A 23412-nucleotide genomic window follows, 5' to 3' on the forward strand; every position below is an offset into this window, starting at 1 on the left:
GCGGAGGCAGGCGTCTCCGACTACGACGTAGATCGCTCTGAGGCTCGTCCACTGCATTTCGCACTCTGGATCACCGCTATGCTGAGCATTGGACTCCGCTCATACATGAGCCCTCGATGCTAAAATTCTGTGTCAAGCGTCTTCTATGGGTCGGGAGCAGCGATCCAGGCCCGCCGGCGCCAATGTCGGCTTGTGTCGCAGAGAGCCGTCATTCGACATTGGGCTCAGCGGCAGCATCGGGTTCCTCATAACGAGCTCCTCAACCCAGGAGCCTGTCATGCCCGAAGTTGTCACTGTTCCCACCAGCATACGTGTTCCCTGGAACCGCGGCCGTATCGTCGGACCTAAACCGCCGCTGAAGCCGAAACACATCTGGGCCCTGCGCACGCGCCTACAGCTGGCCAATCGCACGCGAGACCTCGCCCCTCTTCAACCTCGCCGTCGACAGCAAGCTGCGCGGGTGTGATCTCGTCCACCTGCGCGTGAGCGACATTCATCTGGGTGACGCTGTGCGTCTCCGAGCAACTGTCTGCCAGCGCAAGACCGGCAGGCCGGTCCCGTTCGAGATCACCGAACCGACGCGCGAGGCTCTCAAAGCCTGGCTGACTGCGCGCAGGTTGAAAGCCGGCGACTGGCTGTTCCCGAGCCGCAGCCGACTTGGAGAGCATCTGACGACGCGGCATTACAGTCGACTGGTAGACCGCTGGGTCGCCCTGATCGGCCTGGACCCTTCGGCGTTCGGTACGCACAGCCTGCGCCGCACGAAAGTCGCGCTGGTCTATAAGCGCACCGGCAATATCCGAGCCTGCCAACTGCTTCTTGGCCACACGAAGCTGGAGAGTACGGTTCGCTACCTCGGCATTGAGGTTGACGACGCCCTGATCCTCTCAGAGCAGACCGAGATCTGAACCGGGCGCCGCGGTCGAAATGGCCGCGGCGTGCCAGTAGGATGGTCGCCCCCAGGGTGCCGAATGACCCCTTGCGGACACTCGAGGCGCTGCTGCCGAAGGTCCGGATGGGGTGGGAAGCCGGCATTCAGCCAAACGACCGCAGCAGACTGCATTGCCGTTGGATGCGGACGTCCGCTGACTGGACGGTATGATACGCCAGGGTGCCTCGACAGCTCTCCGCTGGGCTCCATAAATGAGCATGCCGAGGCATCTACTCTTCTATGGCGAGTGGCTTGATCAGCGCCCCCATGCACGGCAAGAAATGCTGGTTGGGCGAGCACCGCGCTTCTCTACGCAGCCGCTGATGAACAGCACCTTTAGGTAAGGTGCATTTACGGCAGCTTCATATGTCGTTCGTAGCCTTACATCACCTGTGGAGGAACGACGATGACGCGCGCCCAATGCCAAGGCTGCCGGGACGGCGCGCTGCTGCCGTTCGACTTCACCATGGCCTTTCAGCCCATCGTTGATCTCGGCCAGAACCGGATCTGGGGCTATGAGGCCCTGGTGCGGGGCACGGAGGGACAGGGAGCAGGCTGGGTCCTCGGGCAAGTGAACGAGGCAAACCGTTACAAATTCGACCAAGCCTGCCGTGTGAAGGCCATCGAGCTTGCCGGTCAGCTGTTCCAGGATGCCGAGACCCGGCTGTCCATCAACTTCATGCCCAACGCTGTCTACGAGCCAGCCGCTTGCATCCGTGCGACCCTCCAGGCCGCGCAACGCGTTGGCTTCGCGCACGATCAGATCATGTTCGAGTTCACCGAAAACGAGCGCATGGTCGATGTCCCGCATCTCCAGCGGATCATCACCGAATACCGCAAGCAGGGCTTCCTGACGGCGCTCGACGACTTCGGTGCCGGCCATGCGGGGCTCAACTTGCTGGCGAACTTCCAGCCCGACCTGATCAAACTCGACATGGAGCTAATCCGCGGCATTGCGACCTCGCCGACCCGGCAGATCATCATCGCCTGCGTGACAACGATGGCGCGTGAGCTCGGCATTACAGTTCTGGCGGAGGGTGTGGAGAGTGAGACCGAGCTGACGGCGCTAAGGGCCGCCGGTATCCGGCCGTTCCAAGGCTACTACTTGGCCAAGCCTGCCCTCGCCATGCTCCCTAACGTGCAGTTGGCTGTTGCAGCTTAGGGCTTGCCGTTTGTTGCCGCAGATGTTGGGCACGAACCATGCTTCGGGCTTATACCTATGTTGTCTGGAAACAGACACAACCAAAGCACGCATGCTGCGCAGTTGAATGCTCAGGCAAATAGAACGGGCTCATCATCTCGCGTCAGCATGGGAAAACCAGCCTCTGTGACCGGTCGGTAGCGGCCTGCTGCACCCTGCGAAGGGCGCCCACGCCGACGCACGACCTCGCGTTCGAAGGCGATAAAGGCAACTGGCCGACCATCAGCTCCGCAGATCGGGCGCACGTCGATCTCGCACAGGTACGCCTCACCATCCTTGCGGTAGTTCTCCAGCACACCGTGAAAACGCCCCTCGCCGCGTAGGGTGCGGGCGACGAGCTTCGTGGCCTGCTGGTTGGTGCCGGGGCCTTGGAGAACGCGCGGAGAGCTGCCCAGCACCTCGGCGGTCGCATAGCCGCTCATGCGCGCAAAGGCCGGGTTGGCATACACGATCGTCGGTCCCGGTCGCTCCAGGTCGCAGTCCGTCAGCACAACCGCTACGTCCAGCGGCTCCGCAAACAACCTGACAAGCTCCGCAACAGTCATGATTCGGCCCTTCCGTGCCAAGACATGTTAATCAGATTTCCTTAACCATTTCCCCTGCCTGACATGACCGTGCTCATGCATTGTCACGTTCAAATTCAGAAAGTCTTAGCTCCCACTGGCCCACTCTGTCGATGTGACGAACGGGTGTGAACACCTGCCACGTTGGCTCGCCCTTCCGGCTGTCGATCACAACCCAACATATGCAAAGCAAGGTGTGCTCCCCGTGATCCATCAGCTCGTCTACTACAGCCGCAACACGGTGCCCGGTGGCGACCGTGCCATGCTGACGAACCTCCGCGAGATCGTCTCAGCATCTCAGCGCAACAACAGCCATAACGGCATCACCGGCTTCCTGATCTTCGACAAGACTTGGTTCGTGCAGATCCTGGAAGGCGACCGGAGCAAGGTCACAGAGACCTACAATCGCATCGCCCGTGATGCCCGACACTCCACTGCAACCATCATGAGCGTGCGAGACGTCGAGGGCCGCCTGTTCCCCAATTGGACGATGGGTGGAGCGATGCGCACCCCCGAGATGCAGGAAGTCTATCTGCAGCACGGCATCGGTAGCGAGATGAACCCTGCGACCTTGAAAAGCGCGCAGGTCGTGGCTCTCGCGCTCGATCTGCAGGCCTTCGAGCAGGCCAAGCGGCAGGGTCAACGGCTCGCCAGCTGACGCAGCTTGTACGGCCGGAGGCAGACGCAATGATTGCTAGCCCTGTCTTCCCCGACATTTCAGCTCTTGTCATCGACGAGAGCCTCTACATCCGCCGCATCGTGCGAGATATGCTCATGAGGACAGGTATCCGGCGCGTGCAGGAAGCGCCGGATGGTGCGGAAGGCCTGAGCGTCCTCGTGGAGGGCCGACCGGACCTCATCATCCTGGACTGGGATCTCGGCATCCTGACGGGCGAGGAGGTGATCCGACTTGTCCGAGACGTGGGCACGTCGCCGGCTCCGAGCACGCCCATGATCCTGATGATGGCGCAGCCACGCAAAGATCGGGTCGAGCGCGCAATGCGGCTTGGCGTCAACGAAGTTATTGCCAAGCCGTTTTCACCCAAGACGCTGTGGTCCCGGCTCGACGAGGTGATCAACCGTCCGCGGCCCTACACCAGGGCAAAGGGCATGTTAACACCTCAACCTCGTGCAGTTCTGCAGACCGCGCTCCTCGCCTGAATCAAGTGCCTCTTCGAGAAGGGCAAGGCTTGAGGCACTGCCCCAGCGGCTGCCAGGAGCCAGCCCCCATCTTGCTGCAGAAGTTGGCACTACGGCTTAGCCTCCGTCAGACCGCCGCCTGTTGCAGGCTTTTGGCGAGCTGACTGGCGTACTTGTCGGCCTTGTAGATCTCAGTGACCGCCTGCTTGAGGTTGCTCTCGTCGCCCGACTCGCCCAGCGCCTTGGTGTGAATCCGCAAACCGGTTGCCCGCCATTAACATTGTTCTACACGGCTGTGGCTTACCCTGGGGATTCGAACGTCCCCGGGGCTCGCCCATGCTTACCGTCGTTGGTTGCCTCGTCGAAGCTCATGACTTCCAGCTCGTTGCCTTGGCAGCCGGCATCTGCACCCTGTCCGCCCTGACGACGGTGTGCCTCGTCAGCCACGCGCGCCGAGCGAGGGCTTGGACGCAAGCCGGGTGGCTCGCCGTGGCAGCAGCAGCCGGCGGCTCGGGCATCTGGGCGACCCACTTCATTGCCATGCTGGCATTCGCGCCGGGCGTACCAAGCGGCTACGAGGTCGCGCTCACCGGCCTCTCCCTCATCATCGCCATCGCGCTGGTCGGCTCCGGCCTCTCGCTCGCAGTACTGGTCGGCGGTCGCGGGGCGGCCTGGGCCGGGGGCGCCATCCTAGGGTTCGGCATCGCGGCGATGCACTACACCGGCATGGCAGCTTACGAGGTCGCCGGCCACAAGGCATGGGATCCGGCTACCGTCGCCGTCTCGCTCGCACTCGGCGGTCTCCTCGGGGGCGCCGCGCTGGCGGCGCAGGTCGGCGCGCGGGGCCTGTCCCGCCAAATGCCTGCCGCGTTCCTGCTGCTGCTCGCCATCTGCAGCCATCACTTCACCGCCATGGGCGCCGTCACCATCACGCCGGACCCGACGTTCACCGTCTCCGAGGCCGCGGTCCCGAACGCATGGCTCGCGGTCGCGGTCGCACTGGCGAGCTTCGCCATCCTGCTGCTCGCCGGTGCAGCCATGGCGCTTGCCGTGCGTGACCGACGGCATGCTAAGCTGGAGAGTGACCGCCTGCGCAGCCTCGCCAACGCCGCCGTCGAGGGTCTCATCGTCTGCACTGGGGACACCGTCGTCAGCGCGAACCGCAGCTTCGCCAAGCTCATCGGCATGCCCCAGAACGCTCTCGCGGGCACGACCCTTTCGGCGTACCTGCCGGGAGACGCCGCTCGCCTCGCCCTGGCGAGCCAGCTTGAGCGACCTGTCGAGGCGGAGCTTAGGCTAGCCGACGGTGGGATGGTGCCGGTCGAGGTCATCATGCAGCCCGTCGAATATGAAGGGCGGCCCCACTACGCCGTCGCCGTGCGCGACCTGCGAGCCCGGCGCCAGGCCGAGAGCCAGATCCAGTTCCTGGCTCACCATGACGCGCTCACCGGATTGGCCAACCGCGCGAGCTTCGGCAAGCGACTCGACCAGGAGATGCGTGCCGCCGATGCGGGCGAGCGCAAGCTCGCGGTGCTCTGCCTGGACCTCGACCGCTTCAAGGAGGTCAACGACCTGTTCGGCCACGCCGCAGGCGACGCCATGCTGGAGAGCGTCGCCCGCATCGTTACGGGCGAACTCGACGATACTCAGATGATGGCCCGCCTCGGCGGCGATGAGTTCGCCGTGCTGATGCCGTGCGGTGGCCCGTCGGAGGCCGGCCGGCTCGCCGAGCGCATCCTGGAGGCGCTGCGCTCCGGTAGGGCTGACACGGGCGGACCGCAGATCGCCACCAGCATCGGCGTCGCCCTGTATCCTGACGATGCCCTGGAGCAGGCTGCGCTCCTAAGCTACGCCGACACCGCCCTCTACCGCGCCAAGTCGGAGGGGCGCGGCACCTACCGCTTCTTCGAGGCCAGGATGGGCATCGAGGTGCGCGAGCGCCGCGTGTTGGAGCATGACCTGCGCCACGCCGTGGCGCGGGGAGAGATGCACCTTGTCTATCAGCCGCAGACCGATGTCGGCACCGGCGCCGTCATCGGCTTCGAGGCGCTGCTGCGCTGGAAGCCCCCGGAGCGCGGCTACATCTCGCCGGCGGTGTTCATCCCCATCGCCGAGGAGAGCGACGTCATCCTGCAGATCGGCGAGTGGGTACTCCGCGAGGCCTGCCGCGAGGCCGCAACCTGGCCGCAGCCCCTCACCATCGCTGTCAACGTCTCGGCGGTGCAGATCCACAGCACCCACTTCGTAGGCCTCGTGCACGAGGTGCTGCTCAGGACCGGGCTGGCGCCCCACCGGCTGGAGGTCGAGGTAACCGAGACTGCGCTGATCAGCGACCCGAACCGAGCGCTCCTGACCCTGCGCCAGTTGAAGGCGCTCGGCCTGCGCATCGCCATGGACGACTTCGGCACGGGCTACTCGTCCCTGTCGAACTTGCGCTCGTTCCCATTCGATAAGATCAAGATCGACGGCTCGTTTGTGCGCTCTGTCGACAGCAACGAACAGACGGCGGCCATCGTGCGTTCGGTGCTCGGTCTCGGGCGCGGCCTTGGTCTGCCGGTGCTGGCGGAAGGCGTCGAGACGGAGGCGGAACTTGGCTTCCTGGTCGCCGAGCAGTGCCAGGCCGCCCAGGGCTACCTGGTGGGCCGCCCGTCGCCCATCACGCAGTTCACCCAGCACACACACGGCACGATTCCGTTCATCGCCAAAGACCGAAAACACGCCTGAGCTCACCGGCAAGGGGCAAGCGTCAGCCCCGCTCGCACAACCATGGACCAGCCATGTCTGCCGCGCGGACGGAATATAGCCGTCGAGTTGCTTTTGGCGGTGCTGTCGGGGACCTTCGCATGACCGACTATGCCAAGCTTATCTGCGTGCTCGGCTATGGTGCAGGTGTTCGAGCGGTTCGGGCTTGGTCGTGCTCGCTTGAGTGACACGCAGCGCGTTAGCAACACCCAGCTGCGCAACACTCCGATCCTGGCACGCGAGCATCAACAGCTACCGTTAATGTCCGTTATCCGGCCTGGAACAAACAGTTAAATTGGCCAGTCGCAACAGCTGCAATGGGTGGAAAGCAGACATCCGATGAAGCTGCCGTAACGGATTACAGCACCATAGTGTCGCTGCAGACTGTGTGGCGGAAGCGACCGGTGATGTCCTCGCGCCTGAGGAGGTCGCTGCCATCGGGCTACAAATCGATCAAGCGACGGCGCTTTAAGATGGAAGCTCCTCAAGGGGTTTTAGCCGGTGACCTCTCTGCCGCTCGATCGATGGCTCTGATCACCTGTTCGGGCGAGAGGTGGTGGATCATGTGACCCATGCCCGGAACAGCGACGAACTCGCTGTTCGCCACCTCACTGTGCAGCCGCTCAGATTGGCGGCCAACATCCGCTATCTGATCGTCCGCACCCGTGATGATCACCACCGGCAATCTCAGCTCGCGGTAGTGCTGCTGAAGCTCGACGGCGACCGGCGTCATCAGGGCGGCGTCTTCGGCAGCCGCACGCAGCTGTGAAGGCCGGAGCATGAGCGCTTTCGGGAACAGCTTGTCGAAGCGCTCTGGTACCTCGGCCGGCGCAAACATGGCCTTGAACAGGCTCGGCAGGATCAGGCGCGAGATCACTGGTGACACGGTATAGCGCATCACATCTCCGACCACTGGGATTGCCGGTGGCGAAAACAGGAAGACGTCGGCGCGCAGCGTTGGGTAGTAGTAGCCGGAGGCCAGCACGAGGCTCCGCACGAGCTGCGGAGCCTGGAGCGCAAGGGCCACCGCGACCAAGCTGCCCCACGAGTGTCCGAGCACCACCGCCTGTGACACGCCAAGACGGTTCAGAGCTGCTTGGTAGAGCCTGGCATGAGCGCGTGGCGTCCAGAGCGCCCGCGGACGCTCGCTGTAGCCGTAGCCGGGCCGGTCGATGATGATCACGCGGTAACGCTCGGCGAGCTCGTCAACAATGCCGCTGACAAGGAAGTCCTCGGCCATAGTGCCGTTGCCGTGGATGAGGACCAAGGGTTCGCCTTCCCCACGCTCGATGTAGTGCAGGCGCACACCGTTCACTGTTATGAAGCGGCCGATGGGCGGGTAGCGAACCTCCGCCTCACGCGCCTTCGCGGCCGAGTAGAGCACCGTTATCCCAAGGGCAGCTGCCGAGCCGATCAGGGCAGGAGCTAACCAGCCCCGGCGGTTGCGGGCGGGGCTGACATCTTGAGCGCTGTCGTCGTGCATGCATCCTCGCTTGATCAGTGAGGAAACCGAGAACCTGCGGCTTGTTCCGCAGACGGCAATGCTGAACGCTACGCTGATGCCTTAGCCACGAAGTGCTGCCGATTCCAATGAGAAGATGCCGTTCTCATATTTCTGCATCTGCTGGAACGACACGCCGATGGCGAATCCGAGCGCCGTTTATGAGAGGCCCCTGGACTTTCGCAAGGTCTGGATGCGCAGGCCGACGATAACGTCCTCCTTGGTTGCCTGCTTCGGCGATGCACTTGGGTCGTCCATGGGTTCACGCTCTGCGTTGGGAAGCGGCGGGGCAGCTTGCCTCCGGCCTAATCACCACCGGCAACCCTAAGTTATATATTCAGATAATAAATCATAGGTTAAAAATTAAATAGCGGCCGCCGCAGCCTACGTTCCGGCGGCAGAACGTGCCTCCTATGCGCGACCGTGTATCAGTGCAGGTTAGGAGGACCGGCTTGAAGGGGTTCGGCTAGGGCCTCTTTTGCAAGCCACCGCTCGAGCGCACCGGCGTTGTGGTCGAACTCGGCAGCCATGTCGCGGAGCTTCGATATGACTGAGTGGTCCTGACGGGACAGCGCGTCTGCCATCTCGCGGCAGAGCTCAGCCTGTGCTCGAAAATATTCCGCAAGAATTCTCATGCTGCTTAGGTGCCGAAGCCGCTGCCAAACGCGAGTCACAAGGCTGTGTGGCTTCGTCGAGGCCGAGGTCCTACGCGATCCGAAGCAGGTCGCGCATCTCGGCGGCGGATCGTTCGGTGGGCTGGGGCGTGCTCATTTCCGACCCTCGTCAACGGCTGCGAACCATGCGGCAAGGAACTCGGCGCCCTGCTCGCGCGTGGCCGACCGACTCATGAGACGACCGTTCGGATCTTCGTTGACCCAGATGCCAGGGTGCTCGCCGTCTTCCGACACATAGCCGGCCAGCTCATTGCCGACCTTCACCGCGAACTGGCCGGCAGCGATCTCTTCGACCGTGTAGTCGGGTGCGCTCAAGCCTTCTGCGCCCGGGCGAGTAGGATCGCCATGCGGACGATGCTGCGCTTCAGACTGGGGCTCGACTCCTCGTTAGCGACGACGAGACTGGCCCAGGGATGTTCGGCGACCGCCGCATCGAGGTTGACAACATAGCCGTCAGCAATTTGAAAGGTGCCCGCGTACAGATCCGTAAGATAGACCTCGACCGCCGCGCTCACCTGATCGTCTGTGACGGCGTTGACCCTGAACAGTTCGCCGACCGTGGGGGATTCGGTCATGACAAACCGAATCACGGTTCGACCGTCGTGGCTATTAACGGAGCCGTACACGGGCGATCACGAGTGGTTGATGTTCGGCTCCTGCACACAGCACGCGTCTCCATTCCACACCTCGGAACACGATCGCGACCGACCTCAGCGGTCGGTCTCGATGGTGGTGATGCTGCCCGAGGAGTCGAACGACGCCCTGGTTCTGGTGAAGGCCGCGACTTTCGGCGTGTGATCGCGAAGTCGATGACGATTAGGTCGACGCAAGGATCCGCTTCGAGGGCGGCCAGCGCCTGGAGGCCTGACCCGGCCTCCCGAACTTCGTAGTCGGCTTCGACGAGACGCGTCGCGGTGACCTCGCGGACCTCCGCATCATCGTCGACCACGAGCAGAACGGGCGTGCTGCCGGGCGGGTGCCGCGTGGCGCAATCGGCGGCGTCGGGCCGGTCGGGCGCTGTCACGGCCTCGCTCGCGTCCCGCGGCAGGTAGACCTTGATCGAGGTCCCTTCACCCACGACCGTGTCGATGCGGATGCTGCCGATTATCGCTGCCCGATGCCGTTGCGGCAGACGGATCTGACCGATGCGATGGGCCTGACGACGGTAAATATCAGCCTGGTACTGAAGCAGATAGGCGACGCCAACCTTATCAACTTCGAGCGTCGTCAATTGGAGATCCAAAACTGGCAGCGTCTCTACGAGGTAGCCGAGTTCGACCCCACCTACCTGCACATAAAGAGCTTTGAGAGCTGGAAAGAGAACGGTCACGGGAGCCAGAACGAAGGTGCGCGTACATCCGGCGTCACCCCCATCCCGGCATCGTGGCCGCGTCCGATCGAGCGAAAGGATCGCGATCGGCATGTCCCTGAAATGGGAGCGGTATGGTTAACAATCAATCATCAGCCTGAGCCCTCGGGTCGCAAAAGCCCCTGTTACGTGCTTGCATCCGGTTAGTGGAATAAGGGGCTACGTTGTCCGCGCAGCTTGTCGCGGCATGCCTTCGGAGACAGGACTATGCATCTTTTCCGCTCAAGCTGTCGTACATGTCCAGCCCCGACGAGTCCCTAATCGATACCATCTACGAGGCGGCTCATATTCCAGAGCTATGGCCGACGCTGCTGGACCGATTATCTGAAAGGACTGATGCGTGGGGTGGGATGCTGTTCACCGCCACCTCCGAAGCGATACGCTGGATTGCGTCCCCGCAGACAATCGATTTCTTTGCGCAGTTCCTGGCCGCTGGGTGGATGGCGAAGAACCCGCTTGTCGAGCGCGGTGTCCGCCGCGAGCACGCTGGCTTTTTGACCGACCTCGACCTGTTCACTTATGACGAACTCGATGCCGAGCTGATGTACGAGTACATGCGCCGGATCGGAGGCGGCTGGCATCTTGGTACGGCCATTGCCGTGCCGAACGGCGACACCCTCGTCGTCAATATCGAGCGACGCCACGCGCAGGGCGCCTTCCTACGAGAGCAGGCCGAGCACCTTGACCTCTACCGGCCTCATCTGGCCCGTGCCGCCCTGCTGGCCGCACGCTACACCCGGAGCCGCTATGAGGCCACTGTCGGCGACCTTGAAGCTCTCGGCCTCGCTGCAGCTGCGGTGTCGCTTAGGGGTACCCTGATTGCATGCAATGCCGGCTTCCAAGCTCTAATGCCAGCGCTGGTACAGGATGGCCCCAATGGGCTCATCGTGACTCATCAGACGGCGCAGGCACAGGTGCAAGCGTATCTGGCACGCACCCGCTCGGCGCCGGACACAGCTTCAGGTGCCTCAATCCCAATCTCTGCCGAGCCAGGGCGTGGGCCAGCGATCCTCCATCTCGTGCCGGTCAGCGGTTCCGCACGGGACATCTTCGCGCGTACGGCCTGCCTCGTCGTCATCACAACGGCCGACACAGAGCGCTTGCCGAGCTCTCGGCTCGTCCAGGGACTGTTCGACCTGACTCCAGCCGAGGCACGGGTCGCCCGCGACATCGCCCGAGGACTGGGCGTCCCCGAGGCAGCGGTTCAGGCCGGCGTGACCGAAGGTACCGTTCGTAGCCAGCTGAAGGCGGTCTTCGCTAAGACTGGGACGTCACGGCAGGCGGTGCTCGCTGCTCTACTCAATGGGATGAGTCAGATACGGCCAGGCGAGTCCGAAAAGACCTCTTGAGCCGCTACATGAACGCTAGGATGCAACTTTCAGAAGTCGCATCGATGCTTTCAAGAGGCCCCGCCGCCCGATCTGCTCACGGGCTGGCGGGGCGTGTCGTGCCCCTGTTATCGCCTCGGACCACCAGAGGTCATGCCGTAGTTGGGCACATAGCGGTCGTTGAGTTCCGCGTTGCCCTCTTTGGCTGAGCGATCGACGCTGCGGTTCCAACCCGTGCTGATTGAGCCGGTTGTAAGGTCGTCATAAGCGTTCGGAGCCGGGCGATCGGTGAAGAAGCTCGACGGCTTCTCACCTCGAACCGTCGAAATGCTCTGAGCAAAGGCAGTCGAATAGATCGCGCTAATGCCCAAAACAAAAGCAGCGACGGCAGAATTAATACGAGTGTTCATGGCACAACCCTATAAGGCTTGCGCGGTCTCCGTCGAATGGCGGCTGGCCGTGACTTGTTGCGTAGCGCTGAGTTAAGCCTGAACTTTCTGGAACGACGTGCCATTTGGCACGCCGTCATCAATAACTTCTGGTTCAATCTTGACGCCGGATTGAGACTGGACAGCAGGCGATTGGTCGAGCTGCAGGCTAACACGTCGTGCAGGTATCTTAGAAGGCAAGCTTCACCGTTCGTGGCGGCGCTCCAGATACCGCGTCGGCCTCGGCCTAAGCGCCGGGGAATACCGGCGGGGCGGGAGGGTTCTACCCCCACTGCCTCTCGCCTCGTCGGCCCAGGGATCTTCACGCGCAGCGAAATGCATGAGGCCGGTAGGCGACCGTTCCGTCTGCCTGGGGCGATGACCGCTTCTTGGAACACCGCGAACGCTGTGTCATCCGGCCGTCCACACTCTCCATCGTGACCGCGCCGACAGCACGCTATCCTGGTTGCGTATGGGGGAGCAGGCGCATGTGTACAGCTCGCACATTCGGGACGGATCGCGGCCGGGCCGGCCACTCCCATCCCGCCTTCGCATGCCTGCTTCCTCCCGCACGATCCCAAGGCGCGAATGACAACAGCCGCAAGCTTCAGTCTTCTGACGTGTCGGCTGGGAAGGGCCACCGCCGGAGGCTGCGGGGGTGGGCAATCGGAACATCGAGCATCGGCTTGGCCGCGGTCGCCTTGATCCTCTTGGCCGCGGGCTAGTCTGATCGTGCAGGCGGTCTCCTATGCAGTGGTCTGCGAGAAACCCGCTTGGATCAGTCCCCCTGCAAGCTGACCCTCACTGCTGCCCCCTGCAGACCTGACGGGTACACGACCCGCAAGTTAGCGGTTTGAACCTGCTGCCCGACAGAGGCTGAAGAAGGATCTGACAGGCGCCGCTGCTTTGCCAGAAGCTTATCCGCCGCATAGGCGGGAAGCGCACCGTATGGGGCTACCATCGCAGCCAGGAGCTTACGCGTCTTTCGATCAACAGCGGACGAGCGGCTCGCCGGCTCGAACTCGGCTGCTGCGTGCCGCTCGCCTGTCTTGCCCTTGAACACCTTAGGGCCAGAAGTAGTGATGACGATGTCGCCCTTGCGTAGCGTGCTATCATGCATGAACGCGGCATCGGGATTGCCCGCATACTTCCGTAGGTCCAGGGCAGCAGTGGGGCGCTGCTCTTTGTCCGAAGGCGCGGCCACTTTCGCGAGCTTGGGTAAGGATGCGTAGCGTACCTTTGGCTTCACCTGCGCATGCGCCTCCTTTAGCTGCTGGCGGCGCGCTGATTGGCGGCCGTCGCGCCGATCGTAGGTGCGCCTACCAAAGCCGGTGGCACTGTTCGCCTGCTCAGATGAGGTCGACTGGTCAGCCGAGGGAGTAATCGGCTGCGGAGTTGGTGTAGGCTGAGGTGAAAAGAGCTGCTGGAACAGACCGCCGAGGCCGCCTTCCTCCGCAGCCCGCACGTGTGCGGCGGAACTGACCACAATACTACCTGCGATCATTGCAACCACTACGGGTCGGGCAGTGCGTACGTGGGGCACTGATCCGCCCCCACTGAAGTGGTCCGCCCTGAGGTATGGCTTTTGAGCCAGATGAGGACGGACAGATGGGAACGAAGCGGCACAAGCCGGAAGACGTGGTCGCCAAGCTGCGGCAGGTGGATGTTCTGGTCTCGCAGGGCCAGAGCGTGGCGGAGGCGATCCGGGCCATCGGCGTGACGGAAGTGACCTACTACCGCTGGCGCAAGGAGTACGGCGGCCTGAAGAGCGATCAGGTTCGACGGATGAAGGACCTGGAGGTTGAGAACCAGCGGCTGCGCAAGGCGATTGCGGATCTCACCCTCGACAAGCTGATCCTGCAGGAGGCCGCTCGGGGAAACTGACCAGCCCCGCGCGCCGACGCGCCTGCATCGCGCATGTCATGAACGTCCTAGACGTCTCCGAGCGCCGCGCCTGTCGGGCGCTCGGGCAGCATCGCTCGACGCAGCGCAAGGTGCCGCGGGGAAGAGAGGATGAGGCCGCGCTGACAGCCGACCTCGTGGAACTGGCTCGCCAGTACGGGCGCTACGGCTACCGGAAGATCGGTGCATTGCTGAAGGCGGCGGGCTGGTTCGTCAACGACAAGCGGGTCGAACGGATCTGGCGGCGCGAGGGGCTGAAGGTCCCGTCTCGGCAGCCCAAGCGCGGCCGCATCTGGGACGGGGATGGTTCCTGCCTGCGATTGCGGGCGGAGCGTCGCGATCACGTCTGGTCCTACGACTTTGTCGAAGCCCGCACGCACGAGGGCCGCAAGTTCCGGATGCTGAACGTGGTCGATGAGTTCACGCGGGAGTGCCTGGCGATCCGCGTCGCACGCAAGCTGAAGGCGGCGGACGTGATCGACGTGCTGTCCGACCTGTTCATCCTGCGCGGCGTGCCCAGCCATATCCGCTCGGACAACGGTCCGGAGTTCATCGCCAAGTCCGTGCAGGCCTGGATCACCGGTGTCGGCGCCAGAACAGCCTACATCGCACCCGGCTCGCCATGGGAGAACGGTTACGTCGAGAGCTTCAACGCACGACTACGGGACGAGCTTTTGAACGGTGAGATCTTCTACACGCTCAAGGAGGCGCAGATCGTGATCGAGAGTTGGCGTCTACACTACAACAGCGTGCGCCCGCACGCCTCGCTCGGCTACCGACCACCGGCCCCGGAGGTGTTCGTGCCGGCCTTCACCGCTTGGCCGGCTGCGCTCACTCGGTCGGCTCCGCCGGCCAAGCGACCCGTGGAGCAAAGGCCGACCCTGCACTAACTTAGAACTTGGACCACCGCGTGGGGGCCGATCAGCACCATGACACCTCCTGAGCGGCCCGAGATGAGGCGAACTACAAGGCGCCAAACAACAGCCTGCCAGCAGGGGTTCCTAACAAGCGCTCTTCATGCCGGGACAAAGGGGATTGGCTGCGGCTAGCAGTAAGACACTCACACTCGCGTGAGGCTGACCTTTGCAACTCCCGAAACGCCAATGGCGCGCGCTGAGGCTTTGGACAAATCAATCACTCGTCCGCCCACAAACGGGCCGCGGTCGTTGATCCGCACCACCACAGAGCGCCCGTTGGTTTTATTGGTCACCCGAACCTGTGCTCCGAAGGGGAGCGTCCGGTGGGCAGCCGTCAGCGCATGTGTGTTGAAGCGCTCGCCGTTGGCGGTGAGCCGCCCGTGAAAGCCCGGACCGTACCAAGAGGCGGCACCGGACTGCCCCGCCGCCTTCGGCGCGGCTTCGGCACTAGAGCTCGTGAAGTAGCTCACAGCAGCGAGGCCAAGGACAGCAAGGCGAACACCCAAGATCATTTCCGCTCTCTCGTGATTACTGGTCGAGCAGCAAAATACCTTGGAATGTGACGGCACTATGGTGCGGTGCAATATGGCAGTTCAGCCATAACCTGACCACAGATTTGGCAGGGAAATTTCCTGCCTCGACTAGTCGGATGCTTCATCGAACAACAGTTGCTCGCCTCGAACGGCGCCGCGTGCTCGTGTGGGCGCGAACTCTGGATCTCAGCCCATGTCCACCTGTGCTCCAGCATCATAGTGATCCATTGAAGCATGCACTTATGAATTGATCTCTGCCGGCATCGACGTAGCCAAAGCTGCGTGTGGGACGGCCAGCATGTCGATCGATCAAATAAAATGCGTCCGCAGGTGGAACCACATCACCTGCCGCGCCGAACCGAGCCGTGTCACCATAGACGCGACCTGTGGCTCTTTCGAACACGATGAAGCGCGCCATGCAGAACCTCCCTTTCCAGATCCTGCGTCAGGGATGACCGGACAGCAGCATGGCGTCGATCGTCTCGCCCGTCAGAGTGGTCCGGAGCGTGGGGAACTGGCCCGAGTTAGGCTCAGACATGCCAAAGGGTGGGGATCTAGGGCAAAGCAAGCTGCGCGCTAAGCATTATCAGCTCCGCGATAACCAACGCTTAACTCCTCTTGCCGTCACTCTTACGCAAGCCGCACAGCCGAGGCGCAGCGGCCTCGAGGTCGTCGATGTTCCTGATCATTTTTGCGGCGATGCCGGCTGGCCTTCTAGCGATGTCCTTCACGGCCTCTACCAGCCTGCTTCTGGCTCTTATGGCTGGACCGCTCGTTGGCAGCGTTTCCGGATTTTGTGCGGCTCTCTTCCTAGCATGGCATCGCGGCTCCGAGTGGAAGAGCGACTCTGATTTCGATCAGCAGACCGACGCAATGGTTGGCGCCTGACCTGACCGGCTGGTTTTGGACCGGGCTGATTGAGAGGATCAGCCAGGACCAAAGAAGCCGGACATGCGGCGAGATCAGAAAACGAGCGCGGAGCAGGTCGTGCTGAAGCTGCGCCAGATCGAGGTGCAGACCGCCCAGGGCAAGAGTTTGGCGCCCGCATGCAAGGAGGCGGAGATCTCCGAGCAGAGTTATCACCGCTGGCGCAAGGAGTACGGCGGCCTGCAGGTCGATCAAGCCAGGAAGATGAAGGATCTTGAGCGCGAGAACGCGCGGCTGCGGCGGCTTGTGGCTGACCTGTCCCTGGAGAAGCAGGTGCTGGCGGACGTCGCCTCGGGAACGGCATGCTGGCCTTCCTGCTGTTCGCCGGCGCGCTCAACCTCAACCTTCACGCCCTGCGAGAGCGGGCTTGGCCGGTGGCGACCCTTGCGCTCGTCGGCACGGCGGTCTCGACCGCGGTGGTGGGGCAGGTACGCAAGTCGATCACGCCGGACGCGCTGATCTCATTCATCGACGGCAAGCCCTACAAGACGCTCAAGCGCCACCTCTCGGCCCACGGGCTTGACCCCTACAGCTACTGCCAGCGCTACGGTTTGCCCAACGACTACCCGATGGTGGCCGCCGCTTACGCCGCCCGGCGCTCTGAGCTCGCCAAGTCCATCGGCCTTAGACGTCCCGGCGCGATGGCCGATGGCAAGAATTTGGAAGAGAGTGGCCGGAAGGGCCGCAGAACAGACCAGCGAACGAAATTGTCAGATGTTGTACGTTCGACTAAGCGATCGCAAATGGCTGGTTAAAATATCTTTGAACTGGCATTCGACCCCTGAAGGCTTGGCTTTGGTAATAAATTACCCCTCCGATTAACGGCTAAGCTCGGTCATTCATAGATAATTTGACTGCCGGTATGCAGACCTTTGGAAAGTCCGAGAAGGGTCGAGAGCGGCGGTTCAGCACCTGCCAACCCAATGTCGGCTCGTGGCGCATTTCAGACGCCACCGGCGCCTTCCCTTTGGTGCAGTAAGCTAGAGTGTTGTGAGAGCCCCGTGTTGGAGCTCTGCTCCTAGCTGGTCGTGGCTTGCCTATGGCAGGTCGGGGGTACTGCACAGCCCGCAGGACCTAAGCCATCTGTTGGGCGAGCGGCCGTTGCTTCACGGCGGCGAAAGTAGATCCACGAAGCGCGTCCTCATGGCCACGTTGCTAGCTCCCTCACGCCCGCACGTCAGTGAGCGCCCGCAGCAGCGCCCGGCGCCCCTTGGCGTCGTGGACGTCGACATGCCAGCCCGTCCAGCCGCGAGGTCGTCTGCGTGATCACGCCAGCGACCGCACGGCGAAGTAGTAGCTCGACGGCGCGAATTGCTATGTCAGCGAGCGTGTCGGCTGCCGCCACGCCGGCTACGGGCGGCGGGGAGCTTGCCGGAGCCAGGGGGGTGCAGCGGCGCGCGCCACTCCAAGCTCTTCCCTATTACCGACCGCCATCGGCGCTCACACCGCCTGTGGCGCTGGCGACAAGCTCGCCATTGTCAGCAGCGATCTTTGCGCAGTCAGCGTGCAGTCCTGCGTCAGCCCTTCGATCTGCGCTCCGATGACGTCGCGCAGCTGAGCGCTCGTCGCTTTGAACCCCAGCATCCGTGCGACCGCCGGGACGATTTCCTCGGCGCTCGCCCCGAAACTCCCTGTCACGACTTCCTGGATCGCTGCACGCAGCTCGGTCGGCGGTAGCATCTCCGGCCGCCGCAGCGTACCCGAACCGGCCAGGCTTCGGTCGCGCACGGTCACGGTCTGACCCGGCAGTGTGAGGAACGAACCGTCCCGCTCGATCCCCCCACGCGCGCGAGCCGCCTCGGCACCGCGCTCGACCGCTGCCTGGATGCGCGGACCGCTGCGCTGCAGGCCCCAGGCCTGACGCACGCGAGCGGTCACCTCATCGATGTGCACCGGTCCCTCGACTGCCACGACCTGCTCGACGAGGCCGGCGAGCAGTCCTGTGGGCGTCTCGTGCAGTTCGGGCTGGCCGCGCGGGGCGTTGGGCACCAGCTCGACGTAGAGGCGGCTCGGCTGGTCGTCCGAGCGCTCGCTCAGGCCGACCTCGACGACGTCAGCCCGCTCGATCGTCACGACCTCGACCGGAACGGCTCGCGCACGGGCCCCGCCGAACTCTAACCGCGCGTCGAGTTCGACCTTGGCTGCCTCGATCGCCGCGACTGTCCGCTCGAGCTGTTCTTCGGGGCGCTGGAACCAGTCGGTGCTCCAGATCCGGTGGATGATCCAGCCGTGGTCTTCGAGCACGGCCTGGCGCAGCCGGTCGCGGTCGCGCGCCGATCGGGAGGCGTGGTAGGCCGCCCCATCGCACTCGATGCCGATCAGGTAGCGGCCGGCCCGCTCGGGATCGGCGATGGCAAGGTCGACGAAGAAGCCCGCCAGACCGACCTGCGGGTGGACGTGATAGCCGCGGGCCTGCAGTGCGCGCGCGACCTGTGCCTCAAACACGCTGTCGTGGTCGCGCCCTGTAGTCTGCGCGATGCCGAGCCGCCCTGTGCGGGCGAAGTGCAGGAACAGCTTGAAGGCCAGCACACCCTTGCCCTTGGCGCGCTCGAGGTCGATGTCCTCGTCGGTGATCGAGGCGTAGACCTCGCAGCGGCGCTTGGCCCGGCTGATCAGAACGTTGAGGCGCCGCTCGCCCCCCTCCGCGCTCAAGGGCCCAAAGCGCATCGCCATGTATCCTTGCGCGTTGCGCCCGTAGCCTACCGAAATCATCACGACGTCGCGCTCATCGCCCTGCACGTTCTCGAGGTTTTTGACGAAGAACGGCTCGCTCGGATGGTCCTGGAAAAAGGGCTCCGTCTCGGGGTTGAGCCGGCGCAGACGCTCGACCTCGTCTTGGATGGCGCGGCGCTGCTTAACCGAGAACGCCACGACGCCCAGACTGAGGTTCGGGTGGGTCAGCGCGTGCCGAAGCACGGCCTCGGCCACAGCTTTCGCCTCGACCGGGTTGGTGCCGGTGTTGCCGCTGTCGAACACCCCGCCGGCCACCGCGTGGAAGCGCAGGCCCATCCCGGCCTCGCCCGTGTAGGGGCTCGGCACGATGAACAGCTTGTTCTCGTAGAACTGGCTATTCGAGACGGCGATCAAGGACTGGTGCCGACTGCGATAGTGCCAGCGCAGCATACGCTGCGGCAGGCCGCGCGCGGTGAACAGGCCGAGCACGCTCTCGACGTCGGCAACCTGCGCGGTGCCATCGTCGTCCTCGTCGTTTGTCCCGCCGGTCATTTTGGCGAAGAAGCGGGTGGGCGGCAGCTGCTTCTCGTCACCGACCACCACGACCTGGCGCGCGCGCGCGATGGCGCCCAGCGCGTCGACCGGCTGGATCTGACTCGCCTCGTCCATCACGAGGAGGTCGAACTCGATCACCCCTGGCGGCAGGAACTGCGCCACCGAGAGTGGGCTCATCATCAGGACGGGCTTGAGTGCCTGGATCGCCGGGGCGGCGCGCTGCATGAGTTGGCGGATCGGCATGTGGCCGCGCTTGCGCGCCATCTCGGCCCTAAGCACGCCGAGCGGCCCGAGGCCGCCCGCGACCTTCGGGATACGCCGGTGGTGAGCGCGGGCGACCTCGACGCTCGCCAGGGCGATGCGCTGCCGGTCGAGGTCGGCAAACTGCGTGGCCAGCCGTCCATGCAGTTCACCGTCGAAGCGGGCGAGCGCGGGGTCGGCTTTGGTGAGTGCACGAAACAGCGCCTCGAAGTACGCCATCTCAAAAGCGGGCCGGGCGGTGTTCGGTGCGAGACGCCCATCCGCCAGCCGGTCGACCAACTCTCCGAGTCCAAGATCCCGGGCCCAGTTGGCACGTTCGCGGTAGGCTACCCACTTCGAGAGCCCCTCGATCTCCGTGCCCCAGCGCGCAACAGCGGAGCGTAAGGTCTCTGTTGGGATCGTAACTGCACCCGGGTGGGTGAACCGAGCAACGACCTCGAGCCTCAGATCCGCGAAGAGCGCGTCGAGGTCAGTGGTCAAGCGTCTGGCCTCAGCCGCGGCTGCCTCCGCTCGCTTGGCCAGCGCCACCCGGTCTGAGACGCGTGCGGACTGCACGCGAATATCGGCGTTGTCCGTGATCCATTCTGCAGCGGATATGAGGGCTGGCCAGTCGGAGGCAGAGCCGCGCCAAGCCAGACCGAATGCGGTGCGGCCGAGTGCGTCGGCTGCTTCGAGCGCGTCGCCGGCCTCCTGTGCGGCGGTCAGGCGCACCAGCACGGCGAGGCGCTGGGGTACGGGCGTGTCCGTCTCGATCATCACGGCGCGACAGCCCGCGTCGAGGGAGGCGATGGCCCCCGCACGATCGGCCAGGCGCGCGAGCGGCACTTGATTGACGTTCACTACGCTGGGGAAAGCTGCTTCATTCGCGTCGCCGAGATCCGCCCAGTGGACGGACGCGATCGGACCGAGCACCTCGCACAGCCGCGCGAGGGCAGAGGCCCGCGCCTCGAGATCGGCGCGATCGGGTAGACGGCTCGCGATCAGGCGCGGTTCAGCGCCCAGGCCGCGCAGGCTACGCATCCAGGCAACGAGGGCCTGGAGTGGCTCAGCCCGGGAGCGCTCAGCCCGCCAGTCGGTGCCGAAGGCCGCCCGCCCGAAGGCATCCTCGGCTTGCAGGAAAGCGATCGCCGCTTTGCCAGCCTGAAGTGCGTCGAGGACGGCGAGTACTGCGGGCAGCGGGGTGGCAGGCGCCGCGAGCACCGTCCTTACGAGGCGGTTGGCCGCGCGCCACTCACCTGACAAGAACCGGGTGAAACTCGTGCCCTTCGCTGCCAGGACTTGACGCGCCGACGCGAGCTCCGTCGTCCAGGCAGCCTCCGTCAGGACGCCCGCGGTCGCTGCTCTGGCCTGGGCCAGCCGGGCCGCCGCTTCAGCGAGGTCTCCCGCCTGATCGACCCCGCGCTCCCACACAGTTGCGGCGAAGGCCTCGGGGCTCGCGTCTGGGGCGTCCGCGACACGCCGCGCGGTGGTCACGAGGCGCTCGACGTCACTCAGGGTTTCGACCGAAGCCGCCGACCCAAGACGCCCCCTCAGATCGCGTGCAGCGGCCAGCACACGCGGGACCTGCGTCTCGAGCGCGGCCGCGCGAGCGAATCCCTCGGCCGGGAAGGTTCTCGGTAGTGTCTCGAGCCCGGTGCGCAGGCCCGCGACGTCGATCGCATAGGCCTCCGCCCGCACTGCTCCGGACAGTTCGGCGACGAGCGCGGCGTAGGCGCTGCCACGCTCGAGCAGCGCGGCGATCTCAGGCCGGTGCGAGGCCCACGCCTCGCAGCCGAGGGCTGCGTCGCCAAGAATCGTCGGCGCTCCGGCGAAGCGCTCGGCCAGCACGGCGGCGAGTTCGAGGTCGCCGAGGGACGCGAGCCCCGGTCGGCCAAGTGAATCCCCAACGGCTTCGGCCTCGGCCTGCACCGCCCCCAGGGCCACCTGCAGGTCGGCAAGGCGGAGCTTCAGCCGCTCGACATCGGTCGGCAGGATCGTCTCAAGCCCCACACCGCGCCAGGGGTGATCGTCTGGCCGGCCGATGTCGGCGACGCGCTGGGCAAGCTCGGTCAGCAGATCGTCGCGCTGCCGCACCCCGTCCGCGTTCCAGGATGGCGCTGCGGGCAGCTCGAGGTCCGTCGGGCGCTCGCCATCCTGGCGCAGCCGCGTGAGGTGTCCGATAACTTGGTACGGCGTGAGGCCTGAGGGGGCGTGCTGCTGATGGAGCCGCGCTGGATGGGCGTTCAGCGCGTCGCGCGCCTCGGTTAGCCGGGCGATGAGACTCGCCTCGGTGCCGGATCGGGGCGCGCCGAGCTCCCAGGTGCGGCGCAGCTCGTCGAGCAGCGCGCGTTTGTTAGCCTTGTTGGAGTGCAGCTCAAGGCAGGCATCGCCCACCCCCGCACGGTCGAGGCGCCGCTTGACCACCTCAAGCGCGGCCATCTTCTCGGCCACGAACAGCACGCTGCGCCCGTCGGCGATCGCGGCCGCGATGATGTTGGCGATCGTCTGAGACTTGCCGGTGCCGGGCGGCCCCTGGATGACGAGGTCGCGACCGCGCCGCACCTCGTGCACCGCCACCGACTGCGAACTGTCGCAATCGACGATGTGGAGTTGCTCGGCCGGCCCGATATGCGGGTCGATCGCGGCGTCTTCACCGATGAGGTCGTCGGCCGGCGGGAAACCGTCGGACAGCAGCGCGCGGATCGTCGCTCGGTCCGTGAAGCGGGCACCCGCCGGCCAGTTAGCCGGGTCGAGGTCGCGGTACATCAGGAACTTCGCGAAGGAGAAGAACCCGAGCACGATGTCGTCGGGCAGGACTTCCCAGCCAGGCTTCAAAGCGACGGCCTGCGCCACGTCGGCGGCGTAGGCCGTTGGGTCGAACTCCTCGCCAAGCTCCATCCCGGGCAGGCGGATCGTATGAACGCGCTCGAGATAGGCTTCGAGCGAGAGGTTCGGGGCTTGCTCTTCGCCGCGCCAGCGCAAGCGGAAGCGCTCGGCGGCCGACCCGCGCTCGAGCCTGACCGGCAGCAGGGTCAGCGGCGCGTACCGGACGTTGGCTGCGTTGTTGGGGTCGATCCACTTCAGCGTGCCGAGCGCGAGGTATAGGACATTAACGCCCTGCTCCTCCTCGAGCGTACGCGCATCGACGTAGAGGTCGAGCAGGCGCTTCTGCAGCCCTTCTGAGGTAAGGCGGGTCTGGAGTTTGGTGTCGGCGTGGCGGCTGTAAACTCCACGATCGTTGAGCGAGTCGGCCTCAGGCTGGGGGAGCGCATTGATCTCCTCCGGCTCGGCTTCTGCATCTGCGGCTTCGGGCTCTACGGTTTCGGGAACTTCGTGCCCAGCTTTCGCTCGGCTGACGCGGCCGGGCAGAAAGGTGAAGGTCTTGCCCTCGCGCAAGAGCATCCTGAACACCTCGGACGCCTTCTCGTCGACAATCTCGAGGGATTTCACGCTCTTGGCGGAGCGCGGAATATTGAGCAGGCGGTTGCGCGCAGAGAGGTCGAGGAGTTCGGCGCGCGCGCGCTCGACCTTGGCGTCTACAGGCAGATCCGACTGAAAGACTGACCCGGAGCTATCGTCCTGCACAGCCGATGCCGTTCCCGCCATTTTTTCCTCCGTTGGGGAACTTGAACGATATTTCGGCCTAGCTTGTCTATGGCCGTTTGGACATGGGTCGGCGAACGGAATGGGCCATCGATGCTGCGTCAGCGAGAGCTTAGCAAAGCTCGCGCGTCCGCACCCGGACGGCGGGGGTGGCACCGTCCGCACCCGAGGGCACGGCCGTGTCG

General features: G+C 64.4%; 20 protein-coding genes and 3 pseudogenes. 12 read left to right on the forward strand and 11 right to left on the reverse strand.

Going from position 1 to position 23412, the window contains the following annotated elements; all coding sequences use genetic code 11:
* The first annotated feature begins 277 nt into the window (after positions 1-277).
* Both M2437_RS10790 and M2437_RS10795 read left to right on the forward strand, forming a co-directional pair.
* Positions 278-908: pseudogene (locus M2437_RS10790) on the forward strand (tyrosine-type recombinase/integrase).
* A gap of 429 nt (positions 909-1337) precedes the next feature.
* The gene (locus tag M2437_RS10795; protein WP_253387392.1) at positions 1338-2093 is read left to right on the forward strand and encodes an EAL domain-containing protein; all 756 of its coding nucleotides are present in this window, start codon (positions 1338-1340) and stop codon (positions 2091-2093) included.
* 110 nt (positions 2094-2203) lie between these two features.
* Here the strand turns inward: M2437_RS10795 and M2437_RS10800 are convergent, their stop codons facing one another.
* Entirely contained in the window at positions 2204-2677 is a 474-nt protein-coding gene (locus M2437_RS10800) for a PAS domain-containing protein (protein WP_253387393.1), read from the reverse strand.
* Between the two features lie 223 nt (positions 2678-2900).
* Here M2437_RS10800 and M2437_RS10805 point away from each other — a divergent pair, with 223 nt between their 5' ends.
* Entirely contained in the window at positions 2901-3353 is a 453-nt protein-coding gene (locus tag M2437_RS10805; protein WP_147019023.1) for a BLUF domain-containing protein, read from the forward strand.
* A gap of 29 nt (positions 3354-3382) precedes the next feature.
* Complete coding sequence (locus M2437_RS10810; RefSeq protein WP_147019022.1) at positions 3383-3856, forward strand: response regulator; 474 nt, start codon at positions 3383-3385, stop codon at positions 3854-3856.
* Positions 3857-3962: 106 nt separating this feature from the next.
* On the opposite strand, the gene M2437_RS10815 is transcribed toward M2437_RS10810, so the two are convergent.
* A complete protein-coding gene (locus M2437_RS10815) occupies positions 3963-4094 on the reverse strand; it encodes a hypothetical protein (protein ID WP_277570283.1) in 132 nt (43 codons plus the stop codon).
* A 77-nt stretch (positions 4095-4171) separates the two neighbouring features.
* Between M2437_RS10815 and M2437_RS10820 the strand changes: the two genes are divergently transcribed.
* On the forward strand, positions 4172-6559 hold the full coding sequence (locus M2437_RS10820) for an EAL domain-containing protein (RefSeq protein WP_253387394.1): 2388 nt from the start codon (positions 4172-4174) through the stop codon (positions 6557-6559).
* A 502-nt stretch (positions 6560-7061) separates the two neighbouring features.
* Here the strand turns inward: M2437_RS10820 and M2437_RS10825 are convergent.
* The 4 genes and pseudogenes from M2437_RS10825 to M2437_RS10840 all read right to left on the reverse strand — a co-directional run bounded on the left by M2437_RS10825 (position 7062) and on the right by M2437_RS10840 (position 9327).
* Positions 7062-8060: an alpha/beta fold hydrolase gene (locus tag M2437_RS10825; RefSeq protein ID WP_253387395.1), complete on the reverse strand. Its 999-nt coding sequence runs from the start codon at positions 8058-8060 to the stop codon at positions 7062-7064.
* A gap of 114 nt (positions 8061-8174) precedes the next feature.
* A pseudogene (locus M2437_RS10830) lies at positions 8175-8336 on the reverse strand (helix-turn-helix domain-containing protein); the annotation flags it as partial.
* Between the two features lie 509 nt (positions 8337-8845).
* Positions 8846-9067 (reverse strand): hypothetical protein, encoded by a 222-nt coding sequence (locus M2437_RS10835; RefSeq protein WP_253387396.1) that lies wholly within the window; start codon positions 9065-9067, stop codon positions 8846-8848.
* A complete protein-coding gene (locus tag M2437_RS10840; protein WP_253387397.1) occupies positions 9064-9327 on the reverse strand; it encodes a hypothetical protein in 264 nt (87 codons plus the stop codon). The genes M2437_RS10835 and M2437_RS10840 overlap by 4 nt, the downstream gene beginning before the upstream one ends.
* 70 nt (positions 9328-9397) lie before the next feature.
* Between M2437_RS10840 and M2437_RS10845 the strand changes: the two genes are divergently transcribed.
* The 3 genes from M2437_RS10845 to M2437_RS10855 all read left to right on the forward strand — a co-directional run bounded on the left by M2437_RS10845 (position 9398) and on the right by M2437_RS10855 (position 11470).
* The gene (locus M2437_RS10845; protein ID WP_499006707.1) at positions 9398-9550 is read left to right on the forward strand and encodes a hypothetical protein; all 153 of its coding nucleotides are present in this window, start codon (positions 9398-9400) and stop codon (positions 9548-9550) included.
* A gap of 178 nt (positions 9551-9728) precedes the next feature.
* Positions 9729-10268, forward strand: coding sequence for a helix-turn-helix domain-containing protein (locus M2437_RS10850; protein ID WP_253387398.1), 540 nt, complete (start codon positions 9729-9731; stop codon positions 10266-10268).
* Positions 10269-10357: 89 nt separating this feature from the next.
* Positions 10358-11470: a helix-turn-helix transcriptional regulator gene (locus M2437_RS10855; RefSeq protein WP_253387399.1), complete on the forward strand. Its 1113-nt coding sequence runs from the start codon at positions 10358-10360 to the stop codon at positions 11468-11470.
* Between the two features lie 107 nt (positions 11471-11577).
* Here the strand turns inward: M2437_RS10855 and M2437_RS10860 are convergent, their stop codons facing one another.
* Positions 11578-11859 carry a hypothetical protein gene (locus M2437_RS10860; protein ID WP_253387400.1) on the reverse strand — a complete coding sequence of 94 codons (282 nt, stop codon included), beginning with the start codon at positions 11857-11859 and terminating at the stop codon, positions 11578-11580.
* A gap of 796 nt (positions 11860-12655) precedes the next feature.
* Positions 12656-13381, reverse strand: a complete 726-nt coding sequence (locus tag M2437_RS10865; protein WP_253387401.1) for a hypothetical protein — start codon at positions 13379-13381, stop codon at positions 12656-12658.
* A 104-nt stretch (positions 13382-13485) separates the two neighbouring features.
* Here M2437_RS10865 and M2437_RS10870 point away from each other — a divergent pair.
* A protein-coding gene (locus M2437_RS10870) for an IS3-like element ISMex5 family transposase (RefSeq protein WP_209688052.1) occupies positions 13486-14669 on the forward strand; the annotation gives its coding sequence in 2 pieces (ribosomal slippage) (positions 13486-13750 and positions 13750-14669; 1185 coding nt in all).
* Positions 14670-14839: 170 nt separating this feature from the next.
* Here the strand turns inward: M2437_RS10870 and M2437_RS10875 are convergent.
* Both M2437_RS10875 and M2437_RS10880 read right to left on the reverse strand, forming a co-directional pair.
* Complete coding sequence (locus M2437_RS10875) at positions 14840-15208, reverse strand: septal ring lytic transglycosylase RlpA family protein (RefSeq protein WP_253387402.1); 369 nt, start codon at positions 15206-15208, stop codon at positions 14840-14842.
* Positions 15209-15443: 235 nt separating this feature from the next.
* Positions 15444-15647 (reverse strand): hypothetical protein, encoded by a 204-nt coding sequence (locus M2437_RS10880; RefSeq protein ID WP_129545747.1) that lies wholly within the window; start codon positions 15645-15647, stop codon positions 15444-15446.
* A 257-nt stretch (positions 15648-15904) separates the two neighbouring features.
* Between M2437_RS10880 and M2437_RS10885 the strand changes: the two genes are divergently transcribed.
* The 3 genes and pseudogenes from M2437_RS10885 to M2437_RS10895 all read left to right on the forward strand — a co-directional run bounded on the left by M2437_RS10885 (position 15905) and on the right by M2437_RS10895 (position 16911).
* Positions 15905-16117 (forward strand): hypothetical protein, encoded by a 213-nt coding sequence (locus tag M2437_RS10885; RefSeq protein ID WP_253387403.1) that lies wholly within the window; start codon positions 15905-15907, stop codon positions 16115-16117.
* A 63-nt stretch (positions 16118-16180) separates the two neighbouring features.
* Positions 16181-16468, forward strand: a pseudogene (locus M2437_RS10890) (transposase); the annotation flags it as partial.
* Positions 16459-16911, forward strand: a complete 453-nt coding sequence (locus M2437_RS10895; protein ID WP_253387404.1) for a Ros/MucR family transcriptional regulator — start codon at positions 16459-16461, stop codon at positions 16909-16911. The pseudogene M2437_RS10890 and the gene M2437_RS10895, both read left to right, overlap by 10 nt.
* A 685-nt stretch (positions 16912-17596) precedes the next feature.
* Here M2437_RS10895 and M2437_RS10900 read toward each other — a convergent pair.
* Positions 17597-23230 (reverse strand): DUF3320 domain-containing protein, encoded by a 5634-nt coding sequence (locus tag M2437_RS10900; RefSeq protein WP_253387405.1) that lies wholly within the window; start codon positions 23228-23230, stop codon positions 17597-17599.
* Positions 23231-23412 lie beyond the last annotated feature (182 nt).

The organism is Methylorubrum pseudosasae (genome assembly GCF_029504475.1).
In the GTDB taxonomy this organism is placed as follows: Bacteria; Pseudomonadota; Alphaproteobacteria; order Rhizobiales; family Beijerinckiaceae; genus Methylobacterium; species Methylobacterium extorquens.

Bases quoted from the DNA above. Each gene is read 5' to 3' on its own strand.
- M2437_RS10885 (WP_253387403.1), top strand. From the start codon at position 15,905: ATGTTCCTGATCATTTTTGCGGCGATGCCGGCTGGCCTTCTAGCGATG.
- M2437_RS10820 (WP_253387394.1), top strand. From the start codon at position 4,172: ATGCTTACCGTCGTTGGTTGCCTCGTCGAAGCTCATGACTTCCAGCTC.
- M2437_RS10795 (WP_253387392.1), top strand. From the start codon at position 1,338: ATGACGCGCGCCCAATGCCAAGGCTGCCGGGACGGCGCGCTGCTGCCG.
- M2437_RS10800 (WP_253387393.1), bottom strand. From the start codon at position 2,677: ATGACTGTTGCGGAGCTTGTCAGGTTGTTTGCGGAGCCGCTGGACGTA.
- M2437_RS10855 (WP_253387399.1), top strand. From the start codon at position 10,358: ATGTCCAGCCCCGACGAGTCCCTAATCGATACCATCTACGAGGCGGCT.
- M2437_RS10840 (WP_253387397.1), bottom strand. From the start codon at position 9,327: ATGACCGAATCCCCCACGGTCGGCGAACTGTTCAGGGTCAACGCCGTC.
- M2437_RS10875 (WP_253387402.1), bottom strand. From the start codon at position 15,208: ATGATCTTGGGTGTTCGCCTTGCTGTCCTTGGCCTCGCTGCTGTGAGC.
- M2437_RS10880 (WP_129545747.1), bottom strand. From the start codon at position 15,647: ATGGCGCGCTTCATCGTGTTCGAAAGAGCCACAGGTCGCGTCTATGGT.
- M2437_RS10845 (WP_499006707.1), top strand. From the start codon at position 9,398: ATGTTCGGCTCCTGCACACAGCACGCGTCTCCATTCCACACCTCGGAA.
- M2437_RS10865 (WP_253387401.1), bottom strand. From the start codon at position 13,381: ATGATCGCAGGTAGTATTGTGGTCAGTTCCGCCGCACACGTGCGGGCT.
- M2437_RS10860 (WP_253387400.1), bottom strand. From the start codon at position 11,859: ATGAACACTCGTATTAATTCTGCCGTCGCTGCTTTTGTTTTGGGCATT.
- M2437_RS10900 (WP_253387405.1), bottom strand. From the start codon at position 23,230: ATGGCGGGAACGGCATCGGCTGTGCAGGACGATAGCTCCGGGTCAGTC.
- M2437_RS10825 (WP_253387395.1), bottom strand. From the start codon at position 8,060: ATGCACGACGACAGCGCTCAAGATGTCAGCCCCGCCCGCAACCGCCGG.
- M2437_RS10895 (WP_253387404.1), top strand. From the start codon at position 16,459: ATGCTGGCCTTCCTGCTGTTCGCCGGCGCGCTCAACCTCAACCTTCAC.
- M2437_RS10810 (WP_147019022.1), top strand. From the start codon at position 3,383: ATGATTGCTAGCCCTGTCTTCCCCGACATTTCAGCTCTTGTCATCGAC.